The following is a 26,935-nucleotide window of genomic DNA, read 5'->3' as shown; positions in this document are numbered from 1 at the left end:
GATTGTGGGCAAGGGGACCGCGAGGGCCCCGTCACGTCCGCAGGACGTCGTTGCGCACAGTCGCCCAGGAGACCGCGGCGCCCAGCACCATCACCCCCGCACAGAGGCCCACGGCCAGCGAGTAGCCGGAGCTGAACGACGCGGCGTCGGTGTGGTCGTCGCCGGAGAGTCCGACCGCCACCGGCAGTGCCGCGATCGCGAGCAGGTTCGCCGCCCGGGCGACCGCGTTGTTCACCCCGCTGGCCACCCCGGCCAGGTGGTCGGGGGCGGCGCCGAGCACGGTCGCGGTCAGCGGGGCCACCACCAGCGACATGCCCAGCCCCAGGCCGAGCGAGCCGGGCAGCACGTCGACCCAGTAGGAGCTGCCGGGCCCGACCCGGGTCAGCCACAGCAGGCCACCGGCGGCCACCAGCGGGCCGACGGTCATCGGCAGCCGCGGCCCGATCCGCTGGGCGAGCGCGCCGGCCCGGGCCGACAGCAGCGTGATCACCAGGATCGTGGGCAGCAACGCGGCGCCGGCCGCGGTGGCGTCGTAGCCGAGCACGGTCTGCAACTGCAGGACGAGGAAGAACATGACCCCGCCCAGCGCCCCGTACACCGCCAGGGTGCTCAGGTTGGCGCCGGTGAACTGGCGGTCGGCGAAGATCCCCAGCGGCAGCATCGGCTGGGCCGCCCGGCGCTCCCGGACGACGAACGCCGCCCCGGCCAGCACGCCGACCGCCGCGGCGACCACCACCTCCGGGCTCCCGGGGTCGCTGCCCGCCGCGATCAACGCGTCGGTGACGCCGGCCAGGGCCAGCGCGCCGAGGACGGCGCCGAGCACGTCGAAGCGTCCGGTGCGCCCGGGGTCCCGGCTCTCCGGCAGGTGCCGGGCGGCCACCAGGACGACGACCACCGCGAACGGCACGTTGATCCCGAACACCCAGCGCCAGCCCACCGTGTCGACCAGGAAGCCGGCCAGGAACGGGCCGACCAGCCCGGCCAGCCCACCCAGCGCCGACCACAGGCCGATCGCCCGCGGCCGGTCCTGGTGCCGGAAGGAGGCCTGGATGATCGCCAGGCTCCCGGGGGTCAGCAGGGCGCCGCCGATGCCCTGCAGCACCCGCGCGGTGACGAGCTGGCCGGTGGTCTGCGCCAGCCCGCAGGCCAGCGAGGCGGCGGCGAACCAGACGACCCCGAGCACGAAGACCCGGCGGCGTCCGTACCGGTCGCCCAGGGAACCGCCGAGCAGGACGAGCGAGGCCAGCGCCAGCGTGTACCCGGTCACCGTCCACTGCAGGCCGGACAGGGACGAGCCGAGGTCCCGGCTGATCGAGGGGAGCGCGACGGTGACCGCGGTGGCGTCGAGCAGCGCCATGGCGGAGGCGAGCACGGTGGCCAGCAGCACCCAGCGGCCCGGGGCGGTGCCCAGCGCGACCGGCTGACCGGCGACCGGTGGTGGCGTCCCGGCCGCGGCGGGCGGGGTCGCGGTCACCGGGCCATCCTGGTGGACGGCGGCGGATGCGCGCCCCCGGTGTGGGCCGGCTCTCGTCCCCGGCCGCGCACGGCCGGGAACTGGACGGCGGGCACGGACGACTGTGCAACCGTGCAGCAGCAGGAGCGGACCCGGCGAGCAGCCCACCGCCGTACCCGGGTGGGGGTGCGCCGGCTGTCCGGCGCCGTCCTGCTGCTGGGGGTGCTGCTCGGCGTGCTCGTCGACGTGGGCACCGCGCGGCCGGCGGCCGCGCACGCCACCGTGACGACGACGACGCCGGCCGACAGCGCCCGGCTGGACTTCGCGCCGGCCGAGGTGGTCATCGAGTTCGACGAGCCGGTCTCCCTGGGCGCCGGCTACGCGCGGGTGCTCGACGGCGACGGCGAGCGGGTCGACACCGGGGCCGCCGAGGTGCGCAGCAGCACCCTCACCGTGCCGCTGCGCGAGGGGCTGCCCGACGCCGGCTACGTGGTGACCTACCGGGTGGTCTCGGCGGACTCCCACCCCGTCTCCGGGGCCTTCTCCTTCGCGGTGGGGAACGGGGAGCTGGTGGCGGCCGGCTCCGTCGGCGAGGGGGACGGCGCGGACCCGGGCGTGGCCGTGGCGCTGCCGGTCGCCCGGTGGCTGAGCTACCTCGGCCTGACACTCGGGCTCGGCGTGCCGCTGGTGCTGGCCACCTGCTGGCCGGGGGGCTGGGCGGTGTCGCGGCTGCGGCGGCTGGCCGGTGCCGGGCTGGCCGCGGTCGTGGTCGGTGGGGTGCTCTCGCTGCTGCTGCAGGGGCCCTACGCCGCCGGGAGCGGACTCGGGTCGCTGGTGGACCCGCAACTGCTGGGCACCACGCTGGACTCGACCTTCGGCCGGACGCTGCTGCTGCGGGTGGTGCTCGCCGCGCTGCTGGCCGCCGTCCTGCTGCGGAGCTGGCGGCGGGGGAGGGCGCCGGGGACGGGCTGGCTGATCGCCGCCGGGGTGCTCGCCGCCGCGCTGGTCGTCGCCGTCGCCGCGGTGGGTCACCCGGTCGCCGGGCCGCTGCCGGTGCTGGCCGTGGCGGTGGCCGCCGTGCACATCGCGGCGATGAGCGCCTGGCTGGGCGGCCTGATCGCGCTGTTCGCCGGCGCCCTCCGCGGGCCGACGCCGGCGGGGGAGCTGGCCGCCGCGCTGCCCCGGTGGTCGTCGCTGGCGGCCGGCTGCATCGGCGCGCTGGTCGTCACCGGGGTGCTGCAGTCGGTCCGCGAGGTCGGGTCGGTGTCCGCGCTCTTCGCCACCACCTACGGCTGGGTGCTGGTGGCCAAGGTCGCACTGGTGCTGCTGGTGCTGGTCGCCGCGCTGGTGGGCCGGGACTGGGTGCAGCAGCGGGTGGGCACCCGCCGCCGTCCCTCGCGCCGGGTCGTCGCGCAGGCGTTCGCCGCCGGGGAGGCCCCCACCGCCGACGGCTCCGCCAACGACGGCCCTGCCACCGGAGACCCCGCCACCGAGGACCCTGCCGCCGAGCCGCCGGCGACGATCGGCGTGCTGCGCCGCGCGGTGCTGGTCGAGCTCGTCGGGGCGGCCGTCGTCCTCGCGTTGTCCGCGGTGCTGGTCGGCACGCCGCCGGCGAAGGCCGCCGTCGCCCAGCCGGTCGAGGTGACCCTGCCGCTCCAGTCGGCCGGTGGCACGACCGGCGCCGGCACGGTGCAGGTCCTCCTCGACCCGGCCACCCCCGGGCCGACCACGCTGCACGTCTACCTCTTCGACGCCGACGGGCGGCTGACCCAGCCGCAGCAGATCGGGGTCACCCTCACCGAGGTGGAGCAGGAGATCGGCCCGCTGGACGTCGACCTCGCCCCCGCCGGGCCGGGCCACTACGTCGGCGACCCGACGCTGCCCACCACCGGCACCTGGACCCTGACGGCGACCGTCCGGCTGGACGAGTTCACCGCGGCCACCGCCAGCACCGTCTTCCCGGTGCGCTGACACCCCCTGCACGACACCGATCCGAGGAGAACCGTTGTCCCTGTCCCTGCTCCGTCCCGCGCGCCGTCCGGCCGTCGTCCTGCTGACCGCGCTGCTCGCCTCGACGGGGCTGCTCGTCGCCGGCACCGGGGTCGCGTCCGCACACGTCACCGTCTCCTCCGGTGACGCCGCGCCGGGTGGCTACGGCAAGCTCACCTTCCGGGTGCCGAACGAGAGCGACACCGCCAGCACGGTCGGGCTGCGCGTCCAGGTGCCCACCGACACCCCGCTCACCTCGCTGCGGGCGCAGCCGGTGCCCGGCTGGACCGTCTCGATGACCGAGGCGCAGCTCCCCGAGCCGGTCGAGGTGCACGGCGAGCCGGTCGAGCAGGCCGTCTCGGTCGTGGAGTTCCGGGCCGAGGAGGGACAGGGCATCGACCCGGGTGAGTTCCAGGAGTTCGCCCTCTCCGGCGGGCCGTTCCCGGAGACCGACGAGCTGACCTTCAACGCCGTGCAGACCTACAGCGACGGCACCGAGGCCGCCTGGATCGAGCCCACCGTCGACGGCCAGCCCGAGCCGCGGTACCCGTCACCGGTGCTGTCGCTGGCGGCGGAGGACGCCGACACCCCGACCGACACGGCGGCGACGGCCGACCCGGCAGCGGACGACGAGGGGAGCGACGGCACGGCGGTCACCGCGCTGGTGCTGGCGGTGCTCGGGCTGCTCGCCGGGCTGGGCGGTCTGTTCCTCGGTCTGTCCGCTCGCCGACGTACCGTGTCCTCGTGAGCTCTGCTTCCCGTCCGGCCCGTACCGGGCTGACCGCGCTGGCCCTCTCGACCGGTCTGCTGCTGGCCGGCTGTGGCGGGGACGCCGACGCCGACGCCGGTGCCGAGGCCGCCGGGCACGACCACGAGTCGACCGAGGCCCCGGCCACGCTGGAGGGCGGTGTGCGGGAGGGCGGCATGCAGCTGGTCGACCCGTACCAGAAGCCGGACTTCACGCTCACCGACACCAGCGGTGCGCCGTTCGACTTCGCCGAGCAGACCGCGGACGGCCCGACCCTGCTCTTCTTCGGCTTCACCCACTGCCCGGACATCTGCCCGACCACGATGGCCGACGTCATGCTGGCGCTGGGCGAGGTCGACCCGGCGGTGGCCGAGAAGACATCGGTGGTGTTCGTGACCACCGACCCGGCGCGGGACACCCCCGAGGTGCTGGGGGAGTACCTGGACCGGTTCGACGCCGGGCTGCCGACCCAGTTCATCGGGCTCACCGGCGACCAGGAGCAGATCGACCAGGCGCAGCTGGCCGCCGGGGTGCCGCAGGCGCAGAACGGCGGCGAGAGCCACTCGGCGCTGCTGCTGCTCTACGGCACCGACGGGGAGGCCGACGTCGCGTTCGACTCGGCCAACACCGCCCGCGACATCGCCACCGAGCTGGCTGCCGTCGCCGGGTGAGCCCCGGCCGGCACGTCTGGACGACCGGCGTGGGCCGGGTCCTCGTCGTCCTGCTCGGGGTGTTGGCCGTCCTCGCCGTCGCGGCACCCGCGTCGGCGCACGTGGGCGGGGGCGCGGCGGGCAGCGACTTCGACGCCGCCGTCCGGACGGTGTCCCCGCAGCTGCCGGGCGTGAGCGTGCGGGTGCTGCAGTTCGGGGACGAGCTCGAGGTGGTCAACGAGACCGACACGGAGCTGACGGTGCCGGGGTACTCGGGCGAGCCCTACCTGCGGGTCGGTCCGGACGGCGTCTGGCGCAACGCCGCGAGCCCGGCGACCTATCTGAACCTGGACCGGTACGGGCGCACGCCGATGCCGGACGGCGTCGACATCACCGCGGCGCCGCGCTGGGAGCAGGTCTCCACCCAGTCGCAGTACGTGTGGCACGACCACCGGACGCACTGGATGACCCAGGACCTGCTCCCCCCGGTGGTGGCCGCGGACCCGTCCCGGCCGCACACGGTCATCGAGTGGACCGTGCCGATGGCCCACGGCGGCACCGACGTCGTCGTCCAGGGGGTGCTCACCTGGAGCCCGCCGCCACCGGCCTGGCTGGTCTGGCCCGGCTACGTGCTGTTGCTGGCCGGCACGGTTGCGGCCGGCTGGCTCGCCCGCGGTCCCCGGCCGCTGGCCGCCGTGCTCGCCCTGGGTGCGCTGGCCGCGATCTACCACGCGCTGGCCACCCCCGAGCCGCCGAGCAGCGTCTCCTCGCACGTCGGGGCGATCGTGTCGGCCCTGCTCCCGGCGCTGCTGGTGCTGCTGGCCGCGGCGATCGGGGTGCGGGCGGCCGGGCGTGGGCGCGGCGTGCTGACCGGCCTGATGGCGGTGGTGGTCGGCTGGCTGCTGCTGGTGCAGGGCCTGCCCGACGTCGACGTGCTGTGGACGGCGAACGCGCTGACCGCCGGGCCGCAGGTGCTGGCCCGGGTGGCGGTCGCGGTGCTCGTCGCCGGCGGGCTGGGGCTGGTCGTCGGCGGGGTCGGCGCGGTCCGGCGGTTCCGGGACGACGCCCGCGCCTCCGGGGACCCGGTCGGCGAGCCCGCCCTGCACTGACGGGTCGACTTGTCGACTGGTCGACGAGTCGGTTTGTGGGACCACTGTGACAGTGACTCGGCGTGTCCGCTCGAACACGCCGGGCAGCGAATTACAAGGCTGTCACTTGATGTTTGGATGTCTCGGACCGAGCCGGAGCCGCAGGAGGTGGCCGGGGGTCCCAGGAGAGGCAGGCGCATGGGTTCGAGGCACGCCGGCAGCACGGTCCGCACCCGCGGACGTGAGGTCGCACCGTCCTCGGGTTCCCAGCCCTCGGTCTCGCCGTACTCCGGGTCCTCGTCGTCCGGGTCCTCGTCATCCGGGTCCTCGTCGTCCGGGTCCTCGTCATCCGGGTTCCCGTCGTCCGGGTCCCCGACATCCGGGTCCTGGCCGGTCGCGCTCCCGGCTGCCCCGCGGGCGGTCGCCCGCCGGCGTCCGGCAGCGCTGCTCGCGGCGCTGGTCGTGGGGGCGACGGTCGCCCTCGTCGGCACCCAAGCGCTGCCCGCCGCCGACGCCCGCGAGTCGGTCGCGGTGGAGGAGCTGCTCGGCTCGGACGCCGAGGGGCTGCTGGAGACCGAGCTGACCCCGCAGCTGGCGATCACCGAGGTCGAGGCGCGCGCCCGGCTGGAAGAGGTCGCTGCCTCCCGCCAGGCACGGGACGAACGGGTCGCGCAGGAGCAGGCCGAGGCCGCCGAGGCCGCCGAGGCGGCTGCGGAGGCGGCCCGGCCGAAGGCCTCACCGCCGGTCAAGGGCGCTCGGTTGACCAGCTGCTTCTGCCCGCGCTGGGGCACCATGCACTGGGGCATCGACCTCGCCGCGCCGATGCTGACCCCGGAGTACGCGGTCGAGGACGGCGTCGTCCTCCGGGCCGGTGCGGCCAGCGGCTACGGCCTGGTGGTCTACATCCTGGGTGTGAGCGGCGACGTGACCGTCTACGGGCACATGGAGAAGATCACGGTCGCGGCCGGTGACGTGGTGAGCGCCGGCGACCAGATCGCCTTGCTGGGCAGCCGAGGCCAGTCGACCGGGCCGCACCTGCACTTCGAGGTCCACTCCGGCGGCGTGGACGGCAAGCGCGTCGACCCGGTCGCCTGGCTCCGCGACCGCGGCGTCGAGCTGTAGGAGGACCCCGTTCCCTGACAGGGGACGGGGTCCTTCCCTCAGACCTGGCGGGACCAGGCGGTGACGAGGGTCGGCAACACGAGCCCGATGTGGAACGGCAGCAGGACCGCGCCCAGCAGCACCCCGCTGTCCGGGGTGGGCCAGTCGGCGGCCAGCCAGACGCCGACGGTGATGAGCTGCGCGGTCAGCAGGCCGAACCCGGTCCGGTAGGCGCGTGCGTACGCCTCGCCGCGCAGCTGCCACTGGCGCTCGTCGAGCGCCTCCGCCGGCAGCTCCTCGACTCCTCGGGTGCTGCCCTTGAGGGCGCCGAGGCACAGGACGAACGCCACCAGCAGCGCCGACAGGCCGATGGCGAAGAGGACCGGCGCCTGTTCGGCGAGGAAGAACAGGCCCGCTTCGGCCACGAGCAGACCGCACATGGCCACCACCAGCCGGCGGCGGACGCGCGGGGTGCGGAGGGACTCGAAGCGCGGGTCGTCGAGGCGGGCGGCGCGACGCTGGACACGGGTGGGGGTGCTCATGAGGGCTCCTTGGTGCCGTAGACCTGCTCGGACAGGGTGCGGAACGGGGTGAGGGAGAAGACCGCCTCCATCGGGAGGCCGAAGACCGCGGCCAGCCGCAGCGCGAGGGTGGCGCTGGGGCTGTACTCGCCGCGCTCGAGGTAGCCGATCGTCTGGTAGTGCACGCCGACGGCGTCGGCCAGCTCCTGGCGGGACATGCCGCGCTCGGTGCGCAGCAGGGTGAGCCGGTTGTACAGCTCCACCTCGTCGGAGTGTTTGCGTGGTGCCATGTAGCAAAAGTACTACACGGAGGGACACCTGCACTACTGCGTTAGCTCGCGCGGGCTGGCGGGTCCTTCAGGAAGCGGTAGCCCATGCCGGGCTCGGTGTGCAGGTAGCGGGGGTGGGCGGGGTCCGGTTCGAGCTTGCGGCGCAGCTGGGCCAGGTAGACCCGCAGGTAGTTGGTCTCCCGCTCGTAGGCCGGGCCCCACACCGCCTGCAGCAGCTCCCGCTGACCGACCAGCCGGCCGGGGTTGCGGACCAGCTCCGACAGCAGCGCCCACTCCGTCGGGGTCAGCCGCACCGGGACGCCGTCCACCGTCACCTGCTTGGCCGCCAGGTCGACGGTGAAGTGATCGGTGACCACCTGCGCCTGCCCCGGCTCGGCGGTGCCCCGGCGCAAGGCCGCGCGCAGCCGGGCGAGCAGCTCGGCCATGTCGAAGGGCTTGGTCACGTAGTCGTCGGCGCCGGCGTCCAGCGCGGCCACCTTGTCGTGGCTGTCGGCGCGGGCGGAGAGCACCAGCACCGGCCCGGTGAACCAGGGCCGAAGCCCGGCGAGCACCTCGGTGCCGTCCAGGTCGGGCAGCCCCAGGTCGAGGACGACGACGTCCGGGTGCGCCGCGGCGGCCTCGCGCAGCGCCGTCGTGCCGTCGGGCGCGGTGACCACGTCGTAGCCGGCCGCGCGCAGGCTGATCCGCAGCGCGCGCAGCAGGTGCGGGTCGTCGTCCACGACCAGGACCCGGCTCACGGTGCCGACACCGCCTCCGGCGCAGTGGAGGGGACGGCGGCCACCGGCAGCGAGACCACCATGGTGAGCCCTCCGCCGGGGGTGTCCTCGGCGGTCAGCGTGCCGCCCATCGCCTCGGTCAGCCCGCGGGCGACGGCCAGCCCCAGGCCTACGCCCTGCCCGCCGGGGGCGTCGCCGAGCCGCTGGAACGGGGCGAACACCCGTTCCCGGTCCGCCGGCCGGACACCGGGACCCCGGTCGACGACCCGCAGCTCCACCCGGCCGGCGGCGGCACCGGCGCGCAGGTCGACCGGCCCGGACGACGCGTGACGGGTGGCGTTGTCGGCGAGGTTGGCCACCACCCGCTCCAGCAGGCCGGGGTCGGCGAGCACCGGCGGCAGGTCGGCGGGGGAGTGCACCAGCACCCGGGCGCGCTGCGGCTCGTCCAGCCAGCTGAGCGCGGCGCCGAGCACCCCGGTCAGGTCGGCGGGCGCGACCACCGGGGTGAGCGCACCGGACTGCAGCCGGCTCATGTCGAGCAGGTTGTCCACCAGCCCGGTCAGCCGGTCGGCGGACTCGTCCACGGTGGCGACCAGCTCGTCCCGGTCCTCGTCGGTGAGCGCCAGGTCGGTCGAGCGCAACGCGGAGGAGGCAGCCTTGATCCCGGCCAGGGGCGTGCGCAGGTCGTGGCTGACCGCGGCCAGCAGGGCGGTGCGCATGCTGTTGCCGGCGGCGAGCCGGTCGGCCTCGGCGGCCTGGGCCGACAGCCGGCCCTGCTGCAGGGCGACCGCGGCCTGCTCGGCGAAGGAGAGCAGCACCCTGCGGTCGCCGGCCGGGAGGGCGCGGCCGCACAGCCGCAGGGTGAGCGTGTCGGTGACCGCGACGTCGTCGATCTGCTCGTCGTCGGCGTGCTCCCCGCAGGTGCCCACGGTGTGCTCGCGGCCCGCTTCGCGCTCGATCATGGTCACCGCCCGCAGTCCGAAGGCCTCCCGGATCTGCTCCAGCAGGCTGGGCAGCCCGCGGTCACCGGCGAGCACGGCACGGGACAGCGAGGCGAGCATCGCCGTCTCCGCGCGGGAGCGGGCGGCCGAGGTGGCGCGGCGCGCGGACCGGTCCACGACGGCGGCCACCGCCACCGCCACGACGACCCCGCCGAACAGTGAGACGACGTCGTCGACCTGGCTGACGGTGAGCCGTCCGGTGGGGGCGGTGAAGAACCAGTTGGCCACCAGCCCGCCGGCGATCGCGGCGGCCAGCGCCGGCCACAGCCCGCCGACGATCGCGACCGCCATCACCAGCAGGATGAAGAGCAGGAGCACGCTGGCCAGGGACAGCGCCGCCTGGGCCGCGACGCAGGTGACGGCGAGGACCGGGACGCCGACCACGGCCAGCAGCAGCCCCAGCCAGCGGCGCCGTGCGGTGAGCGCGCCCTGGCTGCGGGGCAGCCGCCACCCCTGGGAGCCGGCGGCGGAGTGGGTGACGATGTGCACGTCGATCTCGCCGGAGCCGGCGATCACCCGCCCGCCGATGCCACCGCGCAGCGCCCGGGCCCACCGGGTGCGCCGGCTGGTGCCGATCAGGAGCTGGGTGGCGTCGACCCCGCGGGCGAACTCCAGCAACGCCTCGGCGACGTCGTCCCCGACCACCTGGTGCCAGCTGCCGCCCAGGCTCTCCAACAGGGCGCGCTGCGTGCGCAGCGCCTCGGGGGAGGCGCCGGTCAGGCCGTCGGGGCTGAGCACGTGCACGGCCAGCAGCACGCCGTTGCCGGTGCGGCGGGCGACCCGGGCCGCCCGGCGGATCAGCGTCTCGCCCTCGGGGCCACCGGTCAGCGCGACGACGACCCGCTCCCGGGCCTCCCAGACGTGGTCGATGGCGTGGTCGGAGCGGTAGCGGCGCAGCCCCTCGTCGACCCGGTCGGCCAGCCAGAGCAGGGCGAGCTCGCGCAGCGCGGTCAGGTTGCCGACCCGGAAGTAGTTCCCCATCGCCGCGTCGACCCGCTCGGCGGGGTAGACGTTGCCGTGCGCCATCCGGCGGCGCAGCGCCTCGGGCGACATGTCGACCAGCTCGACCTGGTCCGCCCGGCGCACCACCTCGTCGGGCACCGTCTCCTGCTGCTCGACGCCGGTGATCTGCTCGACGACGTCGGTGAGGCTCTCCAGGTGCTGCACGTTGACCGTGCTGAGCACGCTGATCCCGGCGGCGAGCAGCTCCTCGACGTCCTGCCAGCGCTTGGCGTTCCGGGAGCCGGGGGCGTTGGTGTGCGCCAGCTCGTCGACGACGACGACCTCCGGGCGGCGGGCGAGGACGCCGTCCAGGTCGAGCTCGGTGAGGGTGACCCCGCGGTGGGTGACCTCGGCGCGCGGCAGCACCTCCAGGCCGTCGAGGGCGGCGGCGGTGCGCGGCCGGCCGTGCGTCTCCACCAGCCCGACGACGACGTCGCAGCCCCGCTCGGCCCGCCGCCGCGCCTCGCCGAGGACGGCGAAGGTCTTCCCGACGCCGGGGGCGGCGCCCAGGTAGATGCGCAGCGTGCCGCGGGCCATGCCCCCATGATCGGCCCGCGCCGCCGCCGATCGCCGCCACCGGGCGTCAGGATCGCGTCAAGACCACCCGGAGTGGGTGCCATGATCGCGGTCGTGAGCCGGGCGAGCGAGGACTCGAACCGGCGGATGCTGCGCGCCCGGGACGCGATGGACCGCTCGTACGCCGAGCCGCTCGACGTCCCGACCCTGGCCCGGGTCGCCTGCGTCTCCGAGGCGCACTTCATCCGTACCTTCCGGGCCACCTTCGGGGAGACGCCGCACCGCTACCTGCAGCGGCGCCGGGTGGAGCGGGCGATGTGGCTGCTGCGCAGCACCGAGGGGACCGTCACCGACATCTGCATGGCCGTCGGCTTCTCCAGCCTCGGCACGTTCAGCCGGGTGTTCACCGAGATCGTCGGGGAGCCGCCGAGCGTCTACCGCCGGCGCGGGCCGCTGGCCCCGGTGCCCAGCTGCTTCGGCATGCGCTGGCTGCGGCCGAGCACGGACAGCGCAGTTTCGGAGAAGCCCGGGGACGACGCTCGCCCCTAGCGTCCTGACCATGTTGAACACCATCACGATCAGCCAGGTCTTCGTCCCCGACCAGGACGCCGCGCTCGACTTCTACGTCGGCAAGCTCGGCTTCGAGGTGCAGACGGACATGCAGTTCGGTCCGATGCGCTTCCTCACCGTCGCGCTGCCCACCGACCCCGGGCACGCCGTTCTGCTGGAGCGGCCGGGCCCGCCCGGCTACAGCGAGGAGATCGCCGCCCAGGTGCGCGACCTCATCTCCAAGGGCGCCGCCGGCGGGCACCTGTTCTTCAGCACCGACGACGCGCACAAGACCCACGCCGAGCTCAAGGAGCGGGGCGTGGAGATCCCCGAGGAGCCGGTCGTGCAGCCCTACGGCATCGACTTCGGCTTCCGCGACCCGTTCGGCAACCACGTCCGCGTCGCCCAGCTCACCCCGCCGCCGTCCGCCTGACGGCTCCCGGTCGGCCCGCTCCCTCAGGACCCCGTCACGGGACGGGAGCGGGTCAGCCGGGCGCGCAGCAGCAGCCCGGCGAGCACGGCGAGGAGGACGAGGACCGGCGCCAGCCCGGCGTCGGTCGCCACCCGCTCGCCGAGTTCGCGGGCGAGCAGGACGACGGTGCACGCCCAGGCCGTGCCGCTGACCAGGAGCACCGGGGCGACCAGCCGCAGCGGCACGCCGGCGCCACCGGCCACCCGCGGCGTCAGGGTGCGGCTGACCGCGGCCCACTGGGCGACGGCGAGGACGACGGCGCTGCCACCCGGCCCCTGGGTGGTCAGCCAGTCCCGGGCCCAGCGCACCGTCGGTTCGATCCGTGCGCGCAGCCGGCCGGGCCGGGCACCGGTGCCGCGCCGCCGGTGTCCCTGCTGCCAGCCGAACAGCGCGCCGCCGATGCTGGCCGGGGCGGCCACCGCGATCGGCAGCGCCGGGTGGGTGTCCGAGACCGCCGACCACAGCCCCAGGAAGACGAGCGTGGTCGACCCGGGCAGCAGCACGCCGAGCACGACGCCGCTCTCCAGGACCAGCAGCAGGGCGGCGACGCTCAGCACGAGCACGGCCGGCCAGCTGCCGACCCGCTCCAGCGCCGCGCTCACCACCGCCGTCCACCGGCCGATCCCGTCGTCCCCACGCTGCTCCTGACCCCGCCCGCGGCCCAGACTGATCGGCCCCGCTGACAGTTCCTGGTGCGAGCCTGCCGGGAGCCGGGCGCCGGGACCATCGGGGAACCCCCTGACCCGACCCGGACACGTCGGCGTCAGCAGGGCGTCAAGGTCGGCGCCCCGCACCGTCAAGAGCCCGTCAAGACGGCCGACGGCGGCCCGTCCCGCTCCTAGCGTCCCCGCTCGGACGTGGACGACGACCGGTCGTCCGCCCGGATCGGGATGAAGGTGCTCACGACGTGACCGACGTGGTCTACGTGCTGCTCACGCTGGCGGTCTTCGGGCTGCTGCTCCTCGCGGTGCGGGGGGTGGAACGGCTGTGACCTGGGTTGCGCTCGCCGTGGCTGCCGGCCTGGTGCTCTACCTGCTGGGCAGCCTGCTGTTCCCGGAGCGGTTCTGATGAGCGCCGCTGCCGCCGGCTGGCTGCAGGCCGGGCTGCTGGTGCTCGCCCTGGCCCTGGTGCACCGCCCCCTGGGCGACTGGATGGCCCGCGCCTTCACCACCGACCCGGCCCCTCAGCCACCAAAATGGCCATTTTGGTGGCGGGGTGGGGGAGGGCACTGGCGGGTGGAGCGGCTGGTCCACCGGGCGGTGGGGGTGGACGCCGATGTCGAGCAGCGCTGGCCGACCTACCTGCGCAGCGTGCTGGCGTTCTCGCTGGTGTCGGTGCTGTTCCTCTACGGCCTGCAGCGGCTCCAGTCGCTGCTCCCGTTGGACAACGGCATGGCCGGGGTGGAGCCGGGCTCGGCGTGGAACACCGCGGTCAGCTTCGTGACCAACACGAACTGGCAGGGCTACAGCGGCGAGTCGACGATGGGCCACCTGGTCCAGATGGCCGGGCTCGCGGTGCAGAACTTCGTGTCCGCTGCCGTCGGCATCGCGGTGGCGATCGTGCTGGTGCGCGGCTTCGCCCGCAGCGGCACCGACCGGCTGGGCAACTTCTGGGTCGACGTGACCCGGGCGATCACCCGGGTGCTGCTGCCGCTGGCCACGGTGGCCGCCGTCGTCCTGGTGCTCGGCGGGGTGGTGCAGAACCTGTCGTCGGGCACCGACGCGACGACGCTGGCCGGCGCGACCCAGTTCCTGCCGGGTGGGCCGGTCGCCTCGCAGGAGGCGATCAAGGAGCTGGGCACCAACGGTGGCGGCTTCTACAACGCCAACTCCGCGCACCCGTTCGAGGGGCCGAGCGCCTGGGTCTCGCTGTTCCAGGTGTTCCTGCTGCTGGTCATCCCGTTCTCGTTGCCGCGGACATTCGGCCGGATGGTCGGTGACCGCCGGCAGGGTCTGGCGATCGTGGGCGTGATGGCCGGCCTGGCCACCGCGTCGCTGGCGCTCACCAGCTGGGCGCAGGCCCGGGCCGGGGGAGCGGCGCTGCAGCTGGCGGGCGCGGCGACCGAGGGTCAGGAGGTCCGCTTCGGCGGGCCGTTGTCGGCGCTGTTCGGGACGGCGACGACGCTGACCTCGACCGGCGCGGTGAACTCGATGCACGACAGCTACACGCCCACCGGCGGGCTGGTGGTGATGGCGAACATGATGCTCGGCGAGGTCGCGCCCGGCGGGGTCGGCTCCGGGCTCTACGGGATGCTCGTGCTCGCCGTCGTCGCGGTGTTCGTCGCCGGGCTGATGGTCGGGCGCACCCCGGAGTACCTGGGCAAGAAGCTCGGCCGCCGCGAGATGACGCTGGCCTCGCTGTACGTGCTGGTCACCCCGGTGCTCGTGCTCACCGGGACGGCGGTCGCGGTCGCCACCGACACCGGGCTCGGCTCGCTGCTCAACAGCGGCTCGCACGGGCTCTCCGAGGTGCTCTACGCCTTCACGTCGGCGTCGAACAACAACGGCTCGGCGTTCGCCGGGCTGAGCGCGAACACGCCGTTCTTCAACACCGCCCTGGGCCTGGCGATGGCCTTCGGCCGCTTCCTGCCGATCGTGCTGGTGATCGCGCTGGCCGGCCGGCTGGCTGCGCAGGGCAAGGCACCGGTGACCGCCGGGACGCTGCCCACCCACCAGCCGCTGTTCGTCGGCCTGCTGGGCGCCGTGGTCCTGGTCGTCGTCGGCCTCACGTACTTCCCGGCGCTCGCGCTGGGCCCGCTCGCCGAGGCCCTCGCATGACTCCCACCTCCCCGACAGAAATGGCCATTTCTGTCGTTCTCACGACTGAAGGACTGTCATGACCGCGGCGCTCGATCGTCGTCCCGTCTCTGCCACACCCACCGAGCCGCGTCCCCGCGCGGCGATCGAGTGGGGGCCGGCACTGGCCGGCGCCGTCCGCAAGCTCGACCCGCGGGGCCTGGTGCGCCAGCCGGTGGTGTTCGTGGTGTGGGTCGGCTCGGTGTTCTCCACCGTGCTGGCGATCACCGACCCGTCGGTGTTCGGCTGGCTGATCGCCGGCTGGCTGTGGCTGACCGTGCTGTTCGCCAACGCCGCCGAGGCGGTGGCCGAGGGGCGCGGCAAGGCGCAGGCCGACACCCTGCGCAAGGCCCGGCAGACCACCGTCGCCTACCTGTTCGACGGCACCGAGGTGCCCGCCGCGGACCTGCGGCCGGGCATGCGGGTGGTCGTCGTCGCCGGGCAGGTGATCCCGGGGGACGGCGACGTCGTCGAGGGCATCGCCAGCGTCGACGAGTCGGCGATCACCGGGGAGTCGGCGCCGGTGATCCGCGAGTCCGGCGGTGACCGGTCGGCGGTGACCGGCGGGACGACGGTGCTCAGCGACCGGATCGTCGTGGAGATCACCAGCAAGCCGGGGGAGACGTTCGTCGATCGGATGATCGCCCTGGTCGAGGGCGCCTCCCGGCAGCGGACGCCGAACGAGACCGCGCTGAACATCCTGCTCAGCTCGCTGACCATCGTGTTCCTGATCGTGGTGGTCACCCTGCAGCCGCTGGCGGTCTACTCCGGCGCCGAGCAGTCGCTGACCACGCTGATCGCGCTGGTGGTCTGCCTGATCCCGACCACGATCGGGGCGCTGCTGTCGGCGATCGGCATCGCCGGGATGGACCGGCTGGTGCAGCGCAACGTGCTGGCGATGAGCGGCCGCGCGGTCGAGGCGGCCGGCGACGTGAACACCCTGCTGCTGGACAAGACCGGCACCATCACGCTGGGCAACCGGCAGGCCTCGGAGTTCGTCGCCGTCGGCGGCTGCTCGGACGACGATGTCGCCGACGCCGCGCAGCTGGCCTCGCTGGCCGACGAGACGCCGGAGGGGCGCAGCATCGTCGTCCTGGCGAAGGAGCGCTACGGCCTGCGCGGGCGGGACCTGAACTCCGCCGTCTTCGTGCCCTTCACCGCGCAGACCCGGATGAGCGGGGTCGACCTGCCGGACGGCCGGCAGCTGCGCAAGGGCGCCGCAGGGGCGGTGCTGGCCTGGGTGCGGTCGCTGGGCGGCTCGGTGCCGCCGGAGGTCGGGGAGGTCGTCGACGGCATCTCCGCCGCCGGCGGGACGCCGCTGTTGCTGGCGTCCGCATCGGCCGACGGTGCCCGGGTGCTCGGCGTCATCCACCTGAAGGACGTCGTCAAGGCCGGCATGGCCGAGCGCTTCGCCGAGCTGCGCCGGATGGGGATCCGCACGGTGATGATCACCGGCGACAACGAGCGGACCGCCCGGGCGATCGCCGCGGAGGCCGGCATCGACGACGTGCTGGCCGAGGCGACGCCGGAGGACAAGCTGGCGCTGATCGTCAGGGAGCAGGCCGGTGGCCGGCTGGTGGCGATGACCGGTGACGGGACGAACGACGCCCCAGCGCTGGCGCAGGCCGACGTCGGGGTGGCGATGAACACCGGGACGACCGCGGCCAAGGAGGCCGGCAACATGGTCGACCTGGACTCCGACCCGACGAAGCTGATCGAGATCGTGGAGATCGGCAAGCAGCTGCTCATCACCCGCGGGTCGCTGACCACCTTCTCCATCGCCAACGACCTGGCGAAGTACTTCGCGATCCTGCCGGCCATGTTCGCCGGGGTCTTCCCGGGGCTGGACTCGCTGAACGTGATGCGACTGTCCTCGCCGGAGTCGGCGATCCTCTCCGCGGTCGTGTTCAACGCGCTGATCATCGTGGCGCTGGTGCCGCTGGCGCTGCGCGGCGTGAAGTACCGGCCGGCGTCCGCGTCGGCGATGTTGCGCCGCAACTTGGCTGTCTACGGCGTCGGCGGCGTGGTGCTGCCGTTCGTCGGGATCAAGCTCATCGACCTGCTCGTCTCTCTCATCCCCGGGATCGCGTGATGTCCGCTCTGCGTTCGGGTCGCCAGCTGCTGGCCGCCGTCCGTGCCCTGCTCGTGGCCACCGTGGTGCTGGGGCTGGCGTACCCGCTGCTGATGACGGGCGTCGCCCAGGTGATCGCGCCGGCTCGCGCCGACGGGGCGCTGGTCTCGGTGGACGGTTCCGTGGTCGGGTCGTCGCTGATCGGCCAGTCGTTCACCGACGAGAACGGCGACCCGCTGCCGGAGTACTTCCAGACCCGGCCGTCGGCGTCGGACTACGACGGCGCAGCGTCGGGCGGGTCGAACCTGGGGTCGAACTCCGAGGAGCTGATCGCCGCGGTGGGGGAGCGGCGGGCTGCCGTCGCCGCCTTCAACGGGGTCGCTGAGTCGGAGGTGCCGGCCGACGCCGTGACGGCGTCCGGGTCGGGGCTGGACCCGGACATCTCGCCCGAGTACGCGGCTCTGCAGGTACGTCGCGTCGCCGAGGCGCGCGGGGTCCCGGTGGACGACGTTCAGGCGCTGGTGGACAAGCACACCGACGGGCGGGACCTCGGCTTCATCGGGGCGCCGCACGTGCGGGTGTTGGAGCTCAACCTGGCCCTCGACCAGCGCTTCGGCGCCAAGGGCTGACGACACGGTGCCCGGCGGGGCCCCCTCCGCCGGGCACCGTTCACCCTGATGTAGTCTTCTCCACGGCTCGGACACACCAGACCGGGTCGGCAAGGGGCTGTGGCGCAGCTGGTAGCGCACCACACTGGCAGTGTGGGGGTCAGGGGTTCGAGTCCCCTCAGCTCCACTGGGGCCGACTGCGTGCGAAACGCACGTGGTCGGCGCTACGGATTGACCCACGGATAGTACGGCCAGGCTCGGAAGAGCCTGGCCGTACTTCGTATGGGAGCACCTGCACTCACTCCGTCGAGCGACTCTTCAGCCGTGCCGACAGCCCCTCTGGGCGCAGGTACCAGGTGTCGTTGCCCCGGTCCCACCACCTAGGGTTCTTGCGCCCGCAACCCTCCGGCGCGGGTCGGGCTCTGAGCGCGCGACCCTGGTCGCGGGAGGCCGACCGGAGCGCGGCGGCCAAACGGCTCGAGTCGGAGCGAGAAGCCCTTCCGCAATCCCTCCGGCATCCACTATCTTTCCGCCACCGGCAGCGGCGCGCGCCGGTATCCAGAGCCGGTCACCGCCCACGTCGGTCCCGGCGACGACGGACAAGGGTCTTCGACTCGCGCTTCCTCGGTTCACCCGCCTGGCACCGGGGGCGGAGACGTGGGATCCGCCCGGGACGGAACCGGGATGACACCCAACGCCGCACGGAAGCGCGCGGCCCGTGCGCGCATGGCGGCCACTGGAGAGAAGTACACCGACGCCCTCAGCGCGTCAGCAGCGCCGGCGAGGCCCGCGACCGACGACGCGGTCCCGTCCGAACTGTCGCTGGCGGGTGCTTCACTCCGCCGACTGCCCACAGGCCTACCGGAGGAGCTCCGGCTGGAGGAGGAGCCCATGTCCGAGGCCGATTCGACCGTCCCGCCAGCAGAGCCTTCCCCGGAGCTGGCGTCGCTCAGCCGACTGGATCTGTACCGGTACGCCGTGGCCGACGATCCGGCGGTCCGCGCGCAGTACCTGGCGATCATGCGACTGTTCACCGACACGCTGCTCGCCGATCTGTCCGCCGCCGAGACTGCCGAGCAGCTGGCCGCCCGCGGTCTCGTGCTGACCGACGTTGACGTCGAAGCTCGGTGCCGGCAGCTGGAGGCCTGGGGCAACCTCGTCCGCTCGGTACGCGACAGCCGGGTTGCCACCGTCGCGGAGTTCCTTCGGTCCCGGTCCCGCTTCCAGGTGTCCAAGCTCGGCGGCCGGGTGCACGGGCAGGTCGACGATCTGCTGGCGGCGACCACCGGCGTCCGCGACGTCGCCCGCGAGCTGCTCGGCATGACTGTCGACACCCTTGACCGCATCATCGACCGGCTTACGGGCGCTACGCCGCCGGACGCCGACATGCTGGCTGGGGACGTCACCACCGTGTTCAACAACCACAAGCTGTTCAACGAGAGCGCCCGGGACTTCTACGCCTACCTCGCGCAGGTGCTCACCCGCTACGACCTGGTCGGCGAGGAGTACGTCGGCTTCAAGGAGTTGCTGCTGACCTACGTCGACCTGATCACCGCTGACGTCGCCCGGCACGCGCCAGCGGTGAGCGCCCGGCTGGAGACTCTCGACGGTCACCTGGACGGCCTGCTCGCCGTCCTGGACACGCTGCCGACTGTGGTCAACACGGACGGTTCACCCGGCGAGCGCTCCCCTGGAAGGGTGCGCAGCGACTGGGAAGAGTTCGCCGCGTGGTACAGCGGGTCGTCTGGCCGGTCCGGTCCGCAGCAGCTGCGTTCGGCCGCCGATCAGGCGCTCGGGCAGCTGCTGGCGAACGCCAAGCGGATGCTGGCCGCCACCAGTACCGGCGTGTCCCGCCGATCCGACCTGCTGCGGCTGGCCGGCTGGTTCGCCGAGGCCGATGACGAGACGGCCCACCGCCTGTTCGCCGCGGCCTTCGGCGCCTATCCGTCCCGTCACCTCGTCTTCGGCCCTGACGAGGAGAGCCCCCGGGCCGGTGCCTTGACCTCCTGGTGGGACGCCGACCCGGTCGAGGTGCCCCTGTCGCTGCGCGAGCGCGGCGACCGGGCTGCCCGCGGCCGCACCTCCCGGGTGCCCGACCCGGCGATGGACCGGGAGAGAGTGCTTGCCGAGGCCCGCGCACAGCGCGCCCGCGACGAGGCCGCCGCGGCGCTGCTGATCTCAACCGGCACCCTGCACGGCGCCCGCCTGACCCCCGATGCGCGCAACCTGGTGCAGGAGCTGCTGCCTTCGGCGCTGGAGGGCACCGACCGCGTCGCCGGTGTCGCGGGGCAGTGGACCAACACCGACCTCGGCATCGTCCTGCACGTGACGCCGGACGCCGAGCAATCAACCCGCATTCAGGCCGACGACGGCGATCTGGTCGTGGACGGCTACAACGTCGAGGTCACCGCCGTCCCCGGCGCCGCCGACGACAGTGTCGACGGTGAGCGGCCAGCCACCGGAGCGGAGCGCTGAGAGGATGACCACCCCGATTGCCACCCGCGAGGCCGCTGAGAAGCGGGAGGCGGCCCGCGCGCTGCTGCGGACCCCGTTCCTCACCGCCGCCGCCGACGCCGACGCGCTCTCTCTCGTGCGCCGGCACGCGCCGGCCCTGGTCAGCATGTTCAACACACAGCTCGGCTACCGGCTGGTCGTCGAGGCCGGCTTCGCCCGTCTGGTCAAGGCGCCCCTGTCTGCCGACGCCCCACCGCGACCCGCCCGCCGGTCGACTACCAGCGGCGGCGACTTCGGACCGCGCACCTACACCTACCTCACCCTGCTGTGCGCATCGCTGCTGGCGCCCGACACCGGCGAGCAGGTGCTCGTGGGCCCCCTCGTCGAGCAGCTGCGCGCGGACGCCGCCTCCGCCGGGGTCACCCTGGAGGACTCCCAGGCTGAACAGCGGCATCTGGTCGCCGCGTTCCGCCTGCTGATCACGTGGGGCGTGCTGGAGGAGACCGAGGGCACCGTCACCGCCTGGGGAGACCGGCACGAGGAGGCGCTGCTCTCGGTCCACCGGCCCGCGCTGCCGTACCTGCTCACCCGCCCGCTGGCCGGCCTCGACGCACCCGGTGCCCTCCTGGGTGGTGATCCCGACGCCGTGGAGCAACCGCGCCGCAGCCTGCGGCGCAAGCTGGTGGAGAACCCCCTTGTGCGCCGCGAGGATCTGACCGACGGCGAACGAGACGCGCTATCTCGTGACCGCACCGATCTAGCCCGCTCTCTGGAGGAGCACCTGGGCCTGCTGCTGGAAGTCCGCGCCGAGGGCGCGCTCGCCTACGACCCTGACCGGGAGGTGACCGACACCGAGTTCCCCGGACAGGGCAGGGCCCGGCAGGCGGCGTTGCTCACCGTGGACGAGCTGCTGCGCCGGCACGAGCCTCGCGGCGGCACCACCGCCACGATCGACGGGCGCACCGTCCCCGGCCAGCTCTGCGTCTGGGACGAGGTCGACGAGGTCATCGCCGATCTCGCCGCACAGCACGGCAAGGCCTGGGGCCCGGACTGGGCCGCCGACACTGCCGGGTTGCGTGCTGAGGTCGTCGACCTGCTCACCGCGCTGTCCCTGGCCACCGCACCCGCCGACGGCCTGGTGCTGCACCCGGCGACCGCGCGCCACCGCGCCACCGTCGAGGCGCCGCCGCGCACGCGCGCGCAGACCCGCCTCGGCAACGAGACGCTTTCGGACCTCACCCTGTTCGAGGAGACGCCATGACCACAGTTCTGCCGACCGCGGGCGCGCACTTCCGGGATGACGTCCCCCAGGCGCCGGCGAAGAACTACGCGCACCGCTGGCGGCTGCGCCGCGGGGGCATCGTCAACGTCTGGTTCTACTACGACGAGACGTTCGACATCGCCGGTGGGCGGGTCATCTGGCGCGGCACCAACGGCGCTGGCAAGAGCCGGGCGCTGGAGATGCTGCTGCCGTTCCTGCTCGACGCCGACCGGCGCAACATCGACGCGACAGGTGCGAAGAAGGTCCGGCTCGAAGACCTGATGAAGGTCGGCGGCGCCGAGGTCGGCACCAATCGGGTCGGCTACCTCTGGTTGGAGCTGGAAGGTCGCGACGACGACGGCGCAGCCGAGTACCTGACGCTCGGTTCGTTCATCCGCTTCTCCAAGAGCACCGCCGAGGCGAAGGCCTGGTACTTCATCACCCCGCTGCGGGTCGGGCACGACCTGCCGCTGATCGACGACACCCGGCAGCCGCTCTCCCGCGACCAACTGGCCGACCTCATCGGCGCCGACCAGATCACCGACCGCGCCGAGACCCACCGCGAGCGGGTGCGCACCCAGGTGTTCGGGCTGATAGGGGAGTCCGGTCGCGATCGCTACGCCGGGCTGCTGCAGCTGCTGCATGTGTTGCGCAACCCTGATGTCGGCAACCGCATCGAGGCCGGACTGCTGCCAACGATCGTCGCCGAGGCGCTGCCGCCGTTGTCGGAGACGGCGCTGACCAGCGCCGGGCAGCAGCTGGACGCCCTGTCCGAGACCCGCGCCACGCAGCGGGCCTTGGAGCGGTCGGCCGCGCACGTCGCCACCTTTCTCGATGCCTACCGGCGCTACGCCTCCGGCGAGCTCTCTGCAGCCGGCGAGGCCGCTCGCGAGGGCGCGTCGTCGCTGAGCCGGCTGACCAGCGAAGCCCGCGACGCCGATGACAAGCTCGCGGGCCTGCAGCAACGGCACGCCGACACCGCCGCAGACCTCGCCGTGCTCAGCGGCCGAGCGCAGGACCTCGAGGGCACCGTCAACGGCATTCGCGCCTCGCAAGCGTTCGCCGACGCAGCCGAGCTCGACGCAGTCGAGCACAAGGTCGCCGCTCAGCGACGCACCGCCGAGCAGTCCTGCGACCGCGCCGCCGGCGCCCGCGTCGCCGAGTCGGAGCGGGTAGCCGATGCCGACGGCCGCGCCGAGGAGGCCGTGAACACTGCCGTGACCGCCGCCGACGGGCTGCGCATGACCAGAGACAGGCTCACCGACGCCGGTATGTCGACCGACGCGCTGCCAGCCGAGGTCGCCGTCGTCTTCGGGGCGACGCCGCCGCTCGCCGAGGCCGTTCTGGTCGACTGCGACCACGGACCGGTTCCCGTCGACCGGCCGCAGCCGCGCCCGGTCGAGGTCGCCCCAGGTGACCCGACGACCGCTGCTTCCGCCGTCGGAGCCGTGCGTCAGGCGACGATGGCCCGCGCCGCCTCGGCCGGGAACCGGCTGGCTACCGCGCAGTCGCTGCGCTCGCAGATGCGGGTCGTGGAGCGTGCCGAGTCCGACGCCGAAGACGCCGCCCGCCGCGCCGAGGACGCCACCGCCGAGGCCGAAGACGCCGCCATGGTCCGCGACGACGCTGCCACAGCGTTGGCCACAGCCTGGCGCGGCTGGGTGACCGATCCCGCTACCGTCACCGCGCTCGGCGACGTCGACTGGGCCACCACCACGGTCGGCCCGCTCCTGGCTGATGTCACCACGCTCGCCGGCGAAGTCGACGAGGACGTGCCGGCCCCATCAGGCGACGGCACCCTCCCGACCCTCGCCGAGCTGGACCGCGCCGCCGACGACGCCGCCGGCCCCGCCCGGCAGCACAACGCTGACCGGCGCGCCGAGATCAACAGCGAGCAGCGCGCCGCCAACCGGCTCCGCACCGATCTGGAGTCCGAGGCCGACGACCTACGCCGGGAGAAGGACCCCTCCCCGGCGGCTCCGCCCTGGCAGACGTCGATTCCGGTCGGTGGGGTACCGCTGTGGCAGGCGGTCGACTTCGCCGACCCGGCGCTGACTGACGACGACCGAGCCGGGCTCGAGGGCGCGCTGCACGCCGCCGGGCTGCTCACCGCCCACCTGACCGCGGACGGCACGGTCACCGCCGACGACGGGCAGGTGCTGGTCACCGCGACCGGGCCGTCCACCCCCACGTCGCTGGCCGGGGTACTCACCGTCGACGAACGCTGCCCGCTGGACCCGGCAACCGTCACCTCCGTGCTCGAGCGGGTCGCGATCGGCAATCCCAACCACCCGGTGTGGGTCGCCTTCGACGGCCGGTGGGGCACCGGGCCGCTAACCGGCCGGCGCAACCCCGCCACGGCCCGTCACATCGGCGCCGCCGCCCGCGCCGCCGCCCGCACCGCCCGGCTGACCGAGATCGCCGCCGAACTGGTGGAGCTCTCCACCGCCACGACCGCCCGAGCCGAGACGCTGCGGTCCCTGCAGCATCAGGCCGCGGCTCTGGACGCGCGGCTTCGAACGGCGCCGCGTTCGGCAGGACTGGACAAGGCGCGTGGCCTAGCGGCCGCGGCCCAGGTGCGCTCGGCGAAGGCCGCGACCGCAGTGACCTCGGCACGCTCACGCGCCGGCCAGCTGCGTCAAGCCTGGCACGCCGACCACTCTCGACACGTCGATGCTTGCCGCTCGGCCGGGCTACCGACCGGGGTAGAGGAGCTGCGGGCCATGCAGTTGGCTGCGACCACCGCGGCGGAGAGCTGCAAGCAGCTGTCCGTCCGGCTAGGGGAGCTGGCCGCCGCGCTCACCCGGCACGCCGCCGCCACCGGTGCCGCCGGCCGTGTGGGGGACGAGCGACGTGCGGCCGAGGCCGCGGCCGAGCGACTGATCGCGGAGTGGCGCACCGCGGCGGCCGAGTACGCCGCTCTGCGCGAGAGCGTCGGCGCCGAGGTCAGCGCCGTCCGCCTCCGACTGCGCACCGCCGAGACCGAACTCGAGCAGGTCAAGACCGATCTTGCCGCCGCACGCGCCGCCGAAGGCGACCTCGGACGGCAGGCCGCAGCCGCAGCCGTGGAGGTCGACGGGGCCTACCAGCGCACGGCCGCCGCCCGCTCTGTTCTCGCCGACCGCCTCGCCCGACTGCACCGGATCGTGGCGCTGCCGGGCATCACCGCTGCCGGACTGGCCGACGGCCGCCAGGTGCCGCAGCTGCCCCCGGCCGACCCGGTCACCGTGGATCCGACCGCCGTCGAGGCCGCCGTCCGAGCTCTGGCTGCCGCCGTCCCCGCCCGCGGTGCCGCGGTTGAGATGACCACCGTCAGCCGTGCGGCAAACAACCTGGACCGCGACCTCCTCAGCAGCTTCGACGTGCTGACCACCGTCACCGAGAATGTTCTGCTCGTTGATCTCGTCGACGCGGCGGGAACGCACACCGTCGCCGACGCGCACGCCGCGCTGCAGCGTCAGCTCGCCGACGGGCGGGTGGCACTCACCGAGCGTGAACGCACGGTCTTCACCCAGTTCGTCCTCGGCGGAGTGGCCGATGAGCTGGCACAGCGTCTGCGGCAGGCCGACGGCCTGGTCAAGGCGATGAACCGCAGCCTGAGCGCGATCCGGACCTCGCACGGCATCGGCGTGCAGGTGAAGTGGGAGATGGCCGTCGAACAGGACCCTTCGTTGGCCCGGCTGCGCAGCCTGGTCGCGCTGGCGGGGGAGGTGCGGACAGAAGCGCAGAACGACGAGCTCATCGACTTGATCACGAAGCGGGTGGACGAGCAGTTGACCCTCGACGCGACCGCCGGCTACGCCGCCCACCTGAAGGCCGCGCTGGACTACCGCGCCTGGCACACCGTCGAGGTGATCATCCATGGCCCGGGCGCACAGACCCGGCGCATCAGCAGGCGATCGAAGCTGTCGCAGGGCGAAACCCGGTTCGTCTCCTACGTCACCCTGTTCGCCGCCGTCGACGCTTACCTGTCCGGCCTGCCTGACACCACGAGGGCGCTGCGGCTGATCGTCCTCGACGACGCATTCGCCAAGGTCGACGATCCCACCATCGGTGAACTGATGGGCCTGCTGGTCCACCTCGACATCGACTTCGCGATGACCGGCCACGGCCTGTGGGGCACCTACCCGCAGGTGCGCCAGCTCGACATCTACCAAGTCCAGCGACAGGAGGGGACAGCGGCGATCACCACCCACTTCTTCTGGGACGGTCACACCAAGCACCTGCGGTCGGCGACGTGACCGCCGGCATCGTTCCCGAACGGCTGCTCGCCTACCTGGCCCACCCTTCGCTGGAGCCCGTCTGGGTTCGAGTGCGCACGCGGTTGGAACGTGGCGGGTTGACCCCCACCGGGACGGTCGGTGTCAACCTGGACGAGGCCGCCGCCGGACAACTCGGCGGCCTACTCGCCCGGACCCTGCCCGTGGGATCGGCGAAACTGCGGCTGGATGAGCTCGATGCAGCGCTGCGGAACTCGGCTGCGGCGGCCGGGTTGGTCACCGTCCTCGCTGAGCTCGGAGGCCCGCTGGTGGACCGCGCGGCGGCGCGCGAGGAGCAGGAGCAAGCCTGGGCGCAGGTCTGGGCCGAGCTCGCCTCTGGTCTGTCCGCCGCAGGCCTGGCCGCCGCTCCCTGGGTACCGGCGTTCGAGGACGGGCTGCGCCGTTCCGGCGTGCTGACCCGCGCTGGCGTGATCGCCGCGCAGGAAGCGGTCGGGCACGCCGTGGCCACGCTGTCAGCGGTCGCCGACGGAACAGTGCTCAGCGGCAGCAACTGCCTTCCCGAGCCGCGCTGGGAGCTGGCCGCGCTCGCCGGCGTGGTCACCCGCGACGCGCACGGCCTGGACGACGGGCGCTTGGCCGCCGCACTGGTGCTCCGCGCCGCCGCGGCAGCAACCGGGGAGCGGGCGCCCAGCGCCGCGGCCGAACGCCGCACGCTGTGGGAGTCCATGGGTGTGACCCCCGATGAGGTGTCGGGAACGGTGCTGGTGTGGGGCTTGCGTCCTCCCGGCGCAGACGGTTGGGCGGCGATGATGCGCGACCGTGCCGACCTCGGGCTGGTCACACACCTGACCCTGCACGAGCTTCGCGCCACCCACGACCAGCCGATGACCGCCACCGGCCAGCGGGTGTACGCCTGCGAGAACCCGCAGGTGCTGCAGGCCGCGGCCCGAGCGGGGGGTGGGGCGACGCTCATCTGTTTCGGTGGCAACCCCGCCTCGGCCGGACTGCTGTTGCTGGCGCGGCTGCTGGCCGGGGGCGCCGACGTGAGCTATCACGGCGACTTCGACTGGCCCGGTGTCGACATCACGACGCGGCTCCTCCGGCGCGGCGCGCGCCCGTGGCGGATGGGGGAGCGCGACTACACCGAGGCGGTGCGCGGCCTGCCCGACGACGCCCGCCTCGCGTTGTCCGGAACACCGGTGGGCTCACCTTGGGACGAGCGACTGTCGGCGGCGATGCAACGGCACGGCGTCGCCGTCCACGAGGAGGCACTCCTGCCTCATCTGCTTGAGGATCTGGTTCAGGTCGGCGAACGAGTCTGAATCGCGACACTCGAGACGCATGCGGTACCGGGGCCTCTGATGTTCCGAGACGCACCGCATCCCGTGATCCGCGCGGGGGGCAGCCCCCAGAGCTCATGAATGTGAGGC

The 26,935-nt window shown here is 73.8% G+C and carries 21 protein-coding genes and 1 tRNA gene; 16 read left to right on the top strand and 6 right to left on the bottom strand.

The features are described 5' to 3' along the window. Positions 1–31 precede the first annotated feature (31 nt). Positions 32–1,474 carry an MFS transporter gene (locus O2W15_RS01690; protein WP_269178131.1) on the bottom strand — a complete coding sequence of 481 codons (1,443 nt, stop codon included), beginning with the start codon at positions 1,472–1,474 and terminating at the stop codon, positions 32–34. A gap of 111 nt (positions 1,475–1,585) precedes the next feature. Between O2W15_RS01690 and O2W15_RS01685 the strand changes: the two genes are divergently transcribed. The 5 genes from O2W15_RS01685 (at position 1,586) to O2W15_RS01665 (ending at position 7,050) form a co-directional block, all read left to right on the top strand. Next, a complete protein-coding gene (locus O2W15_RS01685) occupies positions 1,586–3,424 on the top strand; it encodes a copper resistance protein CopC (RefSeq protein ID WP_269178130.1) in 1,839 nt (612 codons plus the stop codon). 34 nt (positions 3,425–3,458) lie between these two features. After that, entirely contained in the window at positions 3,459–4,190 is a 732-nt protein-coding gene (locus tag O2W15_RS01680) for a YcnI family copper-binding membrane protein (RefSeq protein WP_269178129.1), read from the top strand. Next, complete coding sequence (locus O2W15_RS01675; protein ID WP_269178128.1) at positions 4,187–4,861, top strand: SCO family protein; 675 nt, start codon at positions 4,187–4,189, stop codon at positions 4,859–4,861. Before O2W15_RS01680 ends, O2W15_RS01675 begins: the two co-directional genes overlap by 4 nt. Then, positions 4,858–5,949: a hypothetical protein gene (locus O2W15_RS01670; RefSeq protein WP_269178127.1), complete on the top strand. Its 1,092-nt coding sequence runs from the start codon at positions 4,858–4,860 to the stop codon at positions 5,947–5,949. Before O2W15_RS01675 ends, O2W15_RS01670 begins: the two co-directional genes overlap by 4 nt. A 441-nt stretch (positions 5,950–6,390) precedes the next feature. After that, a complete protein-coding gene (locus O2W15_RS01665) occupies positions 6,391–7,050 on the top strand; it encodes a M23 family metallopeptidase (RefSeq protein ID WP_269178126.1) in 660 nt (219 codons plus the stop codon). Between the two features lie 38 nt (positions 7,051–7,088). Here the strand turns inward: O2W15_RS01665 and O2W15_RS01660 are convergent, their stop codons facing one another. The 4 genes from O2W15_RS01660 to O2W15_RS01645 are packed head-to-tail and all read right to left on the bottom strand — an operon-like array spanning position 7,089 to position 11,096. Then, a complete protein-coding gene (locus O2W15_RS01660; RefSeq protein ID WP_269178125.1) occupies positions 7,089–7,571 on the bottom strand; it encodes a hypothetical protein in 483 nt (160 codons plus the stop codon). Then, positions 7,568–7,840 (bottom strand): helix-turn-helix transcriptional regulator, encoded by a 273-nt coding sequence (locus O2W15_RS01655; protein WP_036333296.1) that lies wholly within the window; start codon positions 7,838–7,840, stop codon positions 7,568–7,570. The genes O2W15_RS01660 and O2W15_RS01655 overlap by 4 nt, the downstream gene beginning before the upstream one ends. A 41-nt stretch (positions 7,841–7,881) precedes the next feature. Beyond that, on the bottom strand, positions 7,882–8,577 hold the full coding sequence (locus tag O2W15_RS01650; RefSeq protein ID WP_269164762.1) for a response regulator: 696 nt from the start codon (positions 8,575–8,577) through the stop codon (positions 7,882–7,884). Further along, positions 8,574–11,096 (bottom strand): ATP-binding protein, encoded by a 2,523-nt coding sequence (locus tag O2W15_RS01645; protein WP_269178124.1) that lies wholly within the window; start codon positions 11,094–11,096, stop codon positions 8,574–8,576. The genes O2W15_RS01650 and O2W15_RS01645 overlap by 4 nt, the downstream gene beginning before the upstream one ends. Positions 11,097–11,177: 81 nt before the next feature. On the opposite strand from O2W15_RS01645, the gene O2W15_RS01640 reads away from it, so the two are divergent. Together O2W15_RS01640 and O2W15_RS01635 are read left to right on the top strand one after the other, a co-directional pair. After that, complete coding sequence (locus O2W15_RS01640; RefSeq protein WP_269178123.1) at positions 11,178–11,624, top strand: helix-turn-helix domain-containing protein; 447 nt, start codon at positions 11,178–11,180, stop codon at positions 11,622–11,624. A 10-nt stretch (positions 11,625–11,634) separates the two neighbouring features. Further along, a complete protein-coding gene (locus tag O2W15_RS01635; protein WP_269166215.1) occupies positions 11,635–12,057 on the top strand; it encodes a VOC family protein in 423 nt (140 codons plus the stop codon). A 23-nt stretch (positions 12,058–12,080) separates the two neighbouring features. On the opposite strand, the gene O2W15_RS01630 is transcribed toward O2W15_RS01635, so the two are convergent. Next, a complete protein-coding gene (locus O2W15_RS01630; protein WP_269178122.1) occupies positions 12,081–12,698 on the bottom strand; it encodes a DedA family protein in 618 nt (205 codons plus the stop codon). A gap of 385 nt (positions 12,699–13,083) precedes the next feature. Between O2W15_RS01630 and kdpF the strand changes: the two genes are divergently transcribed. The 9 genes from kdpF to O2W15_RS01590 all read left to right on the top strand — a co-directional run bounded on the left by kdpF (position 13,084) and on the right by O2W15_RS01590 (position 26,827). Continuing rightward, positions 13,084–13,164, top strand: a complete 81-nt coding sequence (gene kdpF / locus O2W15_RS23940) for a K(+)-transporting ATPase subunit F (protein ID WP_366139772.1) — start codon at positions 13,084–13,086, stop codon at positions 13,162–13,164. After that, positions 13,164–14,873, top strand: a complete 1,710-nt coding sequence (gene kdpA, locus O2W15_RS01625) for a potassium-transporting ATPase subunit KdpA (protein WP_269178121.1) — start codon at positions 13,164–13,166, stop codon at positions 14,871–14,873. Before kdpF ends, kdpA begins: the two co-directional genes overlap by 1 nt. 58 nt (positions 14,874–14,931) lie before the next feature. After that, positions 14,932–16,983, top strand: a complete 2,052-nt coding sequence (gene kdpB / locus O2W15_RS01620) for a potassium-transporting ATPase subunit KdpB (RefSeq protein WP_269178120.1) — start codon at positions 14,932–14,934, stop codon at positions 16,981–16,983. Continuing rightward, a complete protein-coding gene (gene kdpC, locus O2W15_RS01615) occupies positions 16,983–17,591 on the top strand; it encodes a potassium-transporting ATPase subunit KdpC (RefSeq protein ID WP_269178119.1) in 609 nt (202 codons plus the stop codon). Before kdpB ends, kdpC begins: the two co-directional genes overlap by 1 nt. A 93-nt stretch (positions 17,592–17,684) precedes the next feature. Beyond that, positions 17,685–17,757, top strand: a tRNA-Ala gene (locus O2W15_RS01610). 704 nt (positions 17,758–18,461) lie between these two features. Continuing rightward, positions 18,462–20,045 (top strand): TIGR02677 family protein, encoded by a 1,584-nt coding sequence (locus O2W15_RS01605; RefSeq protein ID WP_269178118.1) that lies wholly within the window; start codon positions 18,462–18,464, stop codon positions 20,043–20,045. Between the two features lie 4 nt (positions 20,046–20,049). Continuing rightward, the gene (locus O2W15_RS01600) at positions 20,050–21,285 is read left to right on the top strand and encodes a TIGR02678 family protein (protein WP_269178117.1); all 1,236 of its coding nucleotides are present in this window, start codon (positions 20,050–20,052) and stop codon (positions 21,283–21,285) included. Next, positions 21,282–25,526, top strand: coding sequence for a TIGR02680 family protein (locus tag O2W15_RS01595; RefSeq protein WP_269178116.1), 4,245 nt, complete (start codon positions 21,282–21,284; stop codon positions 25,524–25,526). Before O2W15_RS01600 ends, O2W15_RS01595 begins: the two co-directional genes overlap by 4 nt. Next, positions 25,523–26,827 (top strand): TIGR02679 family protein, encoded by a 1,305-nt coding sequence (locus tag O2W15_RS01590; protein ID WP_269178115.1) that lies wholly within the window; start codon positions 25,523–25,525, stop codon positions 26,825–26,827. The genes O2W15_RS01595 and O2W15_RS01590 overlap by 4 nt, the downstream gene beginning before the upstream one ends. Positions 26,828–26,935: the final 108 nt, after the last annotated feature.

It is taken from the genome of Modestobacter sp. VKM Ac-2979 (assembly GCF_026967995.1).
In the GTDB taxonomy this organism is placed as follows: Bacteria; Actinomycetota; Actinomycetes; order Mycobacteriales; family Geodermatophilaceae; genus Modestobacter.
This window is presented reverse-complemented; position numbering and strand designations above follow the sequence as displayed.